This is a genomic window from Paracoccus binzhouensis (assembly GCF_016446475.1).
GTDB lineage: Bacteria > Pseudomonadota > Alphaproteobacteria > Rhodobacterales > Rhodobacteraceae > Paracoccus > Paracoccus binzhouensis.
Genome location: NZ_JAEHFP010000049.1, coordinates 22,597 through 29,650 on the forward strand (window position 1 = coordinate 22,597; position 7,054 = coordinate 29,650).

The 7,054-nt window shown below is 68.8% G+C and carries 6 protein-coding genes; all 6 read right to left on the reverse strand.

The features are described from left to right. Window positions 1-39: 39 nt before the first annotated feature. Window positions 40-1,851 (reverse strand): FG-GAP-like repeat-containing protein, encoded by a 1,812-nt coding sequence (locus tag I9P22_RS12645; protein WP_199259848.1) that lies wholly within the window; start codon window positions 1,849-1,851, stop codon window positions 40-42. 120 nt (window positions 1,852-1,971) lie between these two features. Next, on the reverse strand, window positions 1,972-2,802 hold the full coding sequence (locus I9P22_RS12650) for an alpha/beta fold hydrolase (protein WP_199259849.1): 831 nt from the start codon (window positions 2,800-2,802) through the stop codon (window positions 1,972-1,974). Beyond that, window positions 2,802-3,590 carry an enoyl-ACP reductase FabI gene (locus I9P22_RS12655; protein WP_199259850.1) on the reverse strand — a complete coding sequence of 263 codons (789 nt, stop codon included), beginning with the start codon at window positions 3,588-3,590 and terminating at the stop codon, window positions 2,802-2,804. The genes I9P22_RS12650 and I9P22_RS12655 overlap by 1 nt, the downstream gene beginning before the upstream one ends. Window positions 3,591-3,609: 19 nt before the next feature. Next, window positions 3,610-4,839 (reverse strand): beta-ketoacyl-ACP synthase I, encoded by a 1,230-nt coding sequence (gene fabB / locus I9P22_RS12660; protein WP_199259851.1) that lies wholly within the window; start codon window positions 4,837-4,839, stop codon window positions 3,610-3,612. A gap of 35 nt (window positions 4,840-4,874) precedes the next feature. Then, window positions 4,875-5,384, reverse strand: coding sequence for a bifunctional 3-hydroxydecanoyl-ACP dehydratase/trans-2-decenoyl-ACP isomerase (gene fabA / locus I9P22_RS12665; protein WP_199259852.1), 510 nt, complete (start codon window positions 5,382-5,384; stop codon window positions 4,875-4,877). A 281-nt stretch (window positions 5,385-5,665) separates the two neighbouring features. Beyond that, the coding region (locus I9P22_RS12670; RefSeq protein WP_233253364.1) for an aminotransferase-like domain-containing protein at window positions 5,666-7,054 on the reverse strand (1,389 nt) is incomplete at its 5' end.

Sequence of the window (7,054 nt, forward strand, 5' to 3'; positions counted from 1 at the left end):
CCCCTTTCCGGTCGCTTTACCCGACCGGAAAGGGGGGCGCTAGAGCAGGAACTCGTCCGCCAGGGTCGGGGCGGCGAAGCCCGTGCCGGTGGACAGCGCCACCTGGACCGCATCCTCGCCGAAGCCGACGATGTCGGCCCGGCCATCGCCATCCACATCGGCCATGCGCCTTTCGTGGCGCTCGGTGCGCCAGCCATCGGCATGGCCGAAGCCCTCGGACCAGAGCTGCGCCGCCGCAAAGCCCGAGCCGGTGGACAGGGCAACATAGACGCCGTCCTCGCCGAAGCCGACGATGTCGGCGCGACCGTCGCCATCCACATCGGCCAGCAGGCGCTCGTGCAGCGCCACGCTCCAGCCGGTATCGCGGCCGAATCCGGCGGACCAGAGCGTGCTGGCCGCAAAGCCCGCGCCGGTGGACAGCGCCACGCGCACGCCCTCTGCGCCGAAGCCGACGATATCGGCGCGGCCGTCGCCGTCCACATCGGCAAGGTCGCGCACATGCAGGTCGTTGCGCCAGCCGGCGGCATGGGAAAATTCCCGCGTCCAGCCCTGCGCCGCGGTCAGGCCGGTCCCGGTCGAGAGGCTGACCAGCGTGCGGGCGCCGCCGAAGCCGATCACGTCGTCGCGCCCGTCGCCGTCCACATCGGCCACCGCCCGCTCGTGCAGGGCGACGCGCCAATGCCCGGCATTCCGGCCGAAATCGGCAAGCCACAGCCCGGCATCGACGAAGCGCGTGCCGTCGGACAGCGCGACATGCACGCCACCATCGCCGAAGCCGATCAGATCGGCGCGGCTGTCGCCGTTCAGGTCGCCCGTCTCGCGCTCGTGCCGCTCGGTGCGCCAGCCGGCCCGGTAGCTGTAATCCGAGGCCCAGCCCGTGGTGGCGCCGAAGAACAGATCACCCGCCAGCGCGGTCAGCACATGCCCTTCGCCGAAGCCGACGATGTCGGCGCGGCCGTCGCCATCGACATCGGCCATGTCGCGCACATGCCGCCCGAGCCGCCAGCCGCCGCGGGCGGCGGTGAAGTCCAGCGACCAGAGGTCCAGCACCTCCTCGACCAGGTAGTCGCGCTGCAGCCAGTCGAGGAAATGCGGGCTGAAGATCATCGTGCCATCGGCATCGCGGCCGGCCTGGGTCGAGACGTCATGCTCGGTATAGGCGCGGAAGACCGCGTTGAAATGCTCCAGCAGCTCGGCCGGCGCATTGGCCGGCAGCCGCCGGCTGCCGTAATCGACATAGCCGTGCAGCGTGCTGTCGGTATCGGCGCCGTCATGGGCCAGCGTGGCCAGAAACGCGACGGCGCGGTGGTCGCTGTGATCGTCATGGGCAAAGATGCTCTGGTGGTCCTGGACCATGACATTGGTGGCATCATGCGCCTCGATGATCCGCTGCATCAGCTCCACCAGATCGGCCTGGCTGTAGCTGGCGGCGCCGTCCACGGTATGGACCGCGTCGATCTCGCCCTCGACCAGCCGGCGCAGGCTTTCCCGCCCGTAGCGGGCCGAGCCGCCGCCCTGCATCATGCCGTCCGGAGTGCGCAGGAAATACAGCCGGATCCCGGGCTGGTCGGCAAGATAGCTGGACACCACCTGGTAGTCGCGATCGCCGGCGCGAAGGGTGACGGTCTCGGTCACCCAGGCCTCCGAGCCGGTCATGGCGCTATAGGCCGCGCGCGCGCCGGCCTCGCGCTCGAGCCAGTATTCCTCGCTGCGGCCGGCATCGCCGGCGGTCACGAAGACGGTGGTGACGGCTTCCCCGCGCGCCAGGGCGGCGTGCAGGTCCTGTTCCATGAACAGGATGTGGTCGTCCTGATGGGCGACGAAAACGACATTGGATGCCGCGCCAGACATGGTTCAGACTCGTTAACAACACAACCGAGTAACAGGCCAAGCCTACTCCTCGCGCCCCTTTCGCGCAATCTTCATCATGATCGGCAGGGGGAAACGGTCCGATTCTGTCGCGGCCGGCGGCTAGCGCCGCATCAGCGCCAGCCAGGCGCGGATCGCCTGCAGCGCCTCGGGCTCGTCCAGCCAGGGGATATGGCCGCGATCCGGCACTTCGGCCAGGATCATGTCGGGGCGTCGGTTTCGCATCTCGGCCGCGGTCCGGGACGAGAGCAGGTCGGAATTGGCGCCGCGGATCAACGCCAGCGGCAGGGTCGACGCGGCATCGAAAAGCGGCCAGAGATCGACTTCGGGCGCGTCGAAGGCGGCCAGGAAGGCCGCGCGCAGCGCCGGGTCGTAATTGATGCGCAGCCCCGCGGACGTCTCGACGTAATGGCGCTCGGCCTCCTGCAGCCAGCGGCCGGGCGGCACATTGGCAAAGCCGGGCATGGCGGCGGGCAGGCGTTCGGCCAGGTAGGCAAGGCTTGTGCCGGCGGGGTTGCGACCGACATAGTCGAAGATCCTTTCCAGCCCATCGCGCTGAAGCACCGGCCCGACATCGTTCAGGCACAGGCCCAGCAGCCGGTCCGGCGCCGTCGCCGCCAGCAGCATGCCGATGATGCCGCCGCGCGAGGTGCCCAGGATCGCCGCCTTCTCGATGCCCAGATGATCCAGCAGCGCCAGGGCGTCGCGGGCTTCCTGCGGGACGGTATAGCTCTCGGCGCCGGTCCAGTCCGAATCGCCGCGGCCGCGGTAATCCGGGCGCAGCAGGCGCAGCCCGGCCAGATGCGGCGCCAGGTAGTCGAAATCGCGCCCGGTGCGGGTCAGACCGGCCAGGGCCAGCACCGGCAGGCCCTCGCCCGCATCACGATAGGCCAGCCGGGCGCCGTCCTCGGCCCGATAGAAGCGGATGGTCATCAGAGGTTGTCCGATTGCGGCATGCCCAGGACGTGATAGCCGCCATCGACCAGCACCACCTCGCCGGTGGTGCAGGCGCCCCAGTCCGAGCAGAGCCAGACCGCGGTGCCGCCGATCGCCTCCAGCGTGGCATTGGCGCGCAGCGGCGCATTCGCCTCGGTATGGCGATAGGTCTTGCGGGCGCCGCCGATGGCCGCGCCGGCGAGCGTCTTCATCGGGCCGGGGCTGATGGCGTTGACGCGGATCCCCTCGGGGCCCAGGTCGTTGGCCAGGTAGCGCACCGAGGATTCCAGCGCCGCCTTGGCCACCCCCATGACATTGTAGAACGGCGTCACCCGGTTCGAGCCGGCATAGGTCAGGGTGATGATCGAGCCGCCGCCGGTCATCAGCGGTTGCGCCCGCCGAGCCAGGTCGATCAGCGAATAGCAGGAAATCGTCAGGGAGTTCCGGAAGTTCTCCCGCGTGGTGTTGATGAAGCGGCCGGTCAGCTCGGCCTTGTCCGAAAAGGCGATGGCATGGACCAGGAAGTCCAGCCGCCCCCAGCGCGCGGCGATCTGGTCGAAGGCGCGGCTGAGCGATGCGTCGTCCAGCACGTCCACATCCATCAGGAAATCCGAGCCGAGCGAGGCTGCCAGCGGCTCGACCCGCTTGCCGAAGGCCTCGCCCTGATAGGAAAAGGCCAGTTCCGCCCCCTGTTCGGCCAGAGCCTTCGCGATCCCCCAAGCGATCGAGCGGTCATTCGCGACCCCCATCACCAGGCCGCGTTTCCCTTTCATCAATTCGCCCATGGCTTAACCTTTTCTTGGCTTATTCGCGGTATTTCGACAGGAGCAGCGTCGCATTGGTGCCGCCGAAGCCGAAACTGTTGGAAAGGATGCTATCGAAATCGACATTGTCCACGCGCGTCCGCGCGATCTCCTCGGGCCGGATCTCGGGATCCAGCTCGGTGATGTTGGCCGAGGCGGCGATGAAGCCCTGCTGCATCATCAGCAGCGAATAGATTGCCTCATGCGCGCCGGTCGCGCCCAGCGAATGCCCGGTCAGCGACTTGGTCGAGGAGACCGGCGGCACCGCGCCCTCGCCGAAGACCCGGCGCAGGGCCTTGATCTCGCCCACGTCGCCCACCGGGGTCGAGGTGCCATGCGCGTTCACATAGCTGACCTTGCGGCCCTCGGGCAGGGTCGAAAGCGCCAGCCGCATCGAGCGCTCGCCGCCCTCGCCCGAAGGCGCGACCATGTCATGGCCGTCGCTGGTCGCGCCGTAGCCGGTGACCTCGGCATAGATCCGGGCGCCCCGGGCCAGGGCGTGGCCCAGTTCCTCCAGCACCACCACGCCGGCGCCGCCGGCGATGACGAAGCCGTCGCGGGTGGCGTCGAAGGGGCGCGAGGCGGTCTGCGGCGTGTCGTTGTACTTGGACGACATGGCGCCCATGGCGTCGAACAGGCAGCTGAGCGTCCAGTCCAGCTCCTCGCCGCCGCCGGCGAAGACGATGTCCTGCTTGCCCATCTGGATCAACTCGGTGCCGTTGCCGATGCAATGCGCCGAAGTCGAGCAGGCCGAGGTGATGGAATAGTTCACGCCCTTGATCCGGAAGGGCGTGGCCAGGCAGGCCGAATTGGTCGAGGACATGCAGCGGGTGACCATGAACGGGCCCATGCGCTTGGGCGCGCCCTTCTCGATCACCGTGCGATGCGCTTCGAACAGGTTGGCGGTCGAGGGCCCGCCCGAGCCCATGACCAGGCCGGTCCGCTCGTTCGAGACGTCCCCGGGCGCCAGGCCCGCATCCTCGATCGCCTGCTGCATGGCGATGAAGTTATAGGCCGCGCCCATGCCCATGAAGCGCAGGTTGCGCTTGTCGATATGGTCCTCGACGGCGATCTGCGGCATGCCGTGGACTTGGCTGCGGAAGCCGTGCTCGGCATATTCGGGGGCGAAGACGATGCCCGAACGGCCGGCGCGCAGGCTATCGGCGACCTCGGCGGCGTTGTTGCCGATGGGAGAGACGATGCCCAGCCCGGTGATGACGACACGGCGCATGGCGTGCTCCTTGTTCATGGGTCAGGATTCATGGATCAGGCGGCCGACAGGGCCACCTTCATGTCCTTGACCTCGTAGATGGTTTCGCCATCGGCCTCGACCCGGCCGTCGGCGACCCCCATGGTCAGGCGGCGGGTCTGCACCGCCTTGGTGAAGTCGACGAAATAGCGCAGGAGCTTGCGGTCGGGGCGGACCATGCCGGTCAGCTTGACCTCGCCCACGCCCAGCGCGTAGCCGCGCCCCTGCCAGCCGCGCCAGCCCAGGTTGAAGCCGGTCAGCTGCCACAGCCCGTCCAGGCCCAGGCAGCCGGGCATGATCGGGTTGCCGGGGAAGTGGCAGGCGAAGAACCACAGATCGGGACGGATGTCGAATTCGGCGACGACATGGCCCTTGCCATGCGGACCGGCATCGGCCGAGATCTCGGTGATGCGGTCCATCATCAGCATGGGCGGTTCGGGCAGTTGGGCATTTCCGGGGCCGAACAACTCGCCACGGGCGCAGGCCAGCAGATCGTCCTTGTCAAAGCTGGTCCGTGTCATCGTCATGCGCGTGTTTTCCCCTTGGTCGGACGTTGCGTTACGGCTGCGGCCGGCGCCGGGCAAGGCCGGCGGCACAGTTGCCTTTCGGTCTATCATTCCGCCCCGGCAAGGTGCAAGGGCGCAGGTTTTTGCGCGATTTTGCGCCCGGTTGCCGGGCAGGGCGGATTTGCCGGGGGCAGGACCGCGCGCGCCGCGTCCGGGGGCTTTGCGCCCCCGGACCCCCGCAGGGTATTTGTCCAACGGAAAAGTTGCGGCGCTGGTCGCGCGGGCCGGGCGCGCGGGGTGTCCTAGGGCGCCGGCGGCTCGGCGGCCAGTTCCCGGGCGCGGCGGGCGATCAGGGCGATTCCCGGCGCGATGTCGGCGTCCTTGATCGAGGAATAGCCCAGCCGGAAGAAGCGGCAGGGGCTGGGCGGGGTCTCGAAGAACACCTCGCCCGGCTCGATCAGCACGCTGTCTTCCAGCAGGCGGTTGGCCAGGATGCCGCTGTCGATGCCCTCGGGCCCCTCGATCCACAAGCTGGAGCCGCCCGAGCGCGCGGCACCGGCGATGCGCAGCGGCGTGGCGGCCAGCGCCGCCTCCATCAGCGCCCGCCGGCGTTTCAGCGCCCCGCGCAGCCGCACAATATGCGCGTCGTAATGGCCAAGCGCCAGGAAATAGGCGGTGATCCGTTGCAGGTGGTTCGGCGGGTGGCGCAGCATGATGGCGCGCAGCGCCCGCGCCCGCGCGATCAACGGCGCCGGCGCCACCATGTAGCCGATGCGCAGCCCCGGGAACAGCGATTTCGAGAAGCTGCCGATATAGATCACCCGCCCGGCGCGATCGAGCGATTTCAGCGCCGGGGCCGGCGGGGCCAGATAGGACATCTCGAAATCGTAATCGTCCTCGACGATCAGGAAGTCATGCGCGGCGGCGCGGGCCAGCAGGTCGCGGCGCCGGGCCAGCGGCATGGTGGCGCCGGTGGGGATGTTGTGGCTGGGGGTGACGATCACCAGCCGCGTGCCCCGCGGCAGCAGTTCGGGGTTCAGCCCGCCCTCGTCCACGTCGAGGAATGTGGTCGGGCTGTGGGCGCGGCGCAGGGTCTCGGCGAAATCGGGATAGCCGGGATCCTCGGTCACCGCCAGCCGGTCGCCGCGCGCCAGAAGCTCGATGGTGATGAACAGCGCATTCTGCGCGCCCAGCGTCACCAGCACCTCGTCCGGCTGGGCCTGGATGCCGCGCCGGGGCAGGGAATGCGAGCAGATGTAGTCGATCAGCATCGGGTCGTCGGCGCCGTAGAGATCCGAGGCCAGCTCGGCGAAGTCCCGGGTGCCCCAGGCGCGGCGGGCGCAGTCGCGCCAGGCATTGTGGTCGAAAAGCGCCGCGTCGCTTTGCCCGTAGATGAAGGGATAGCGGAAATCCTGCCAGTTCGCCGGCTTGCGGATCACCCGCTGCCGCGGCAGCTGGTCCGCCAGCCAGGCCTCCCAGTCGAGCGCGGTCTGGCGCGGCAGCGGCTCCTGCACCTTCAGCCGCCGGTGCGGCACGGTGGCGGCGACCATGATGCCGGACCGCAGCCGGGTCTCCAGATAGCCCTGGCTGACCAGCTCCTGATAGACCGCATTGGCCCAGTAGCTGTCGATGACCAGCGGCACGACCAGGAAGGCTACTGCCAGGATCGCGTAATAGCCCCAGCGATCCAG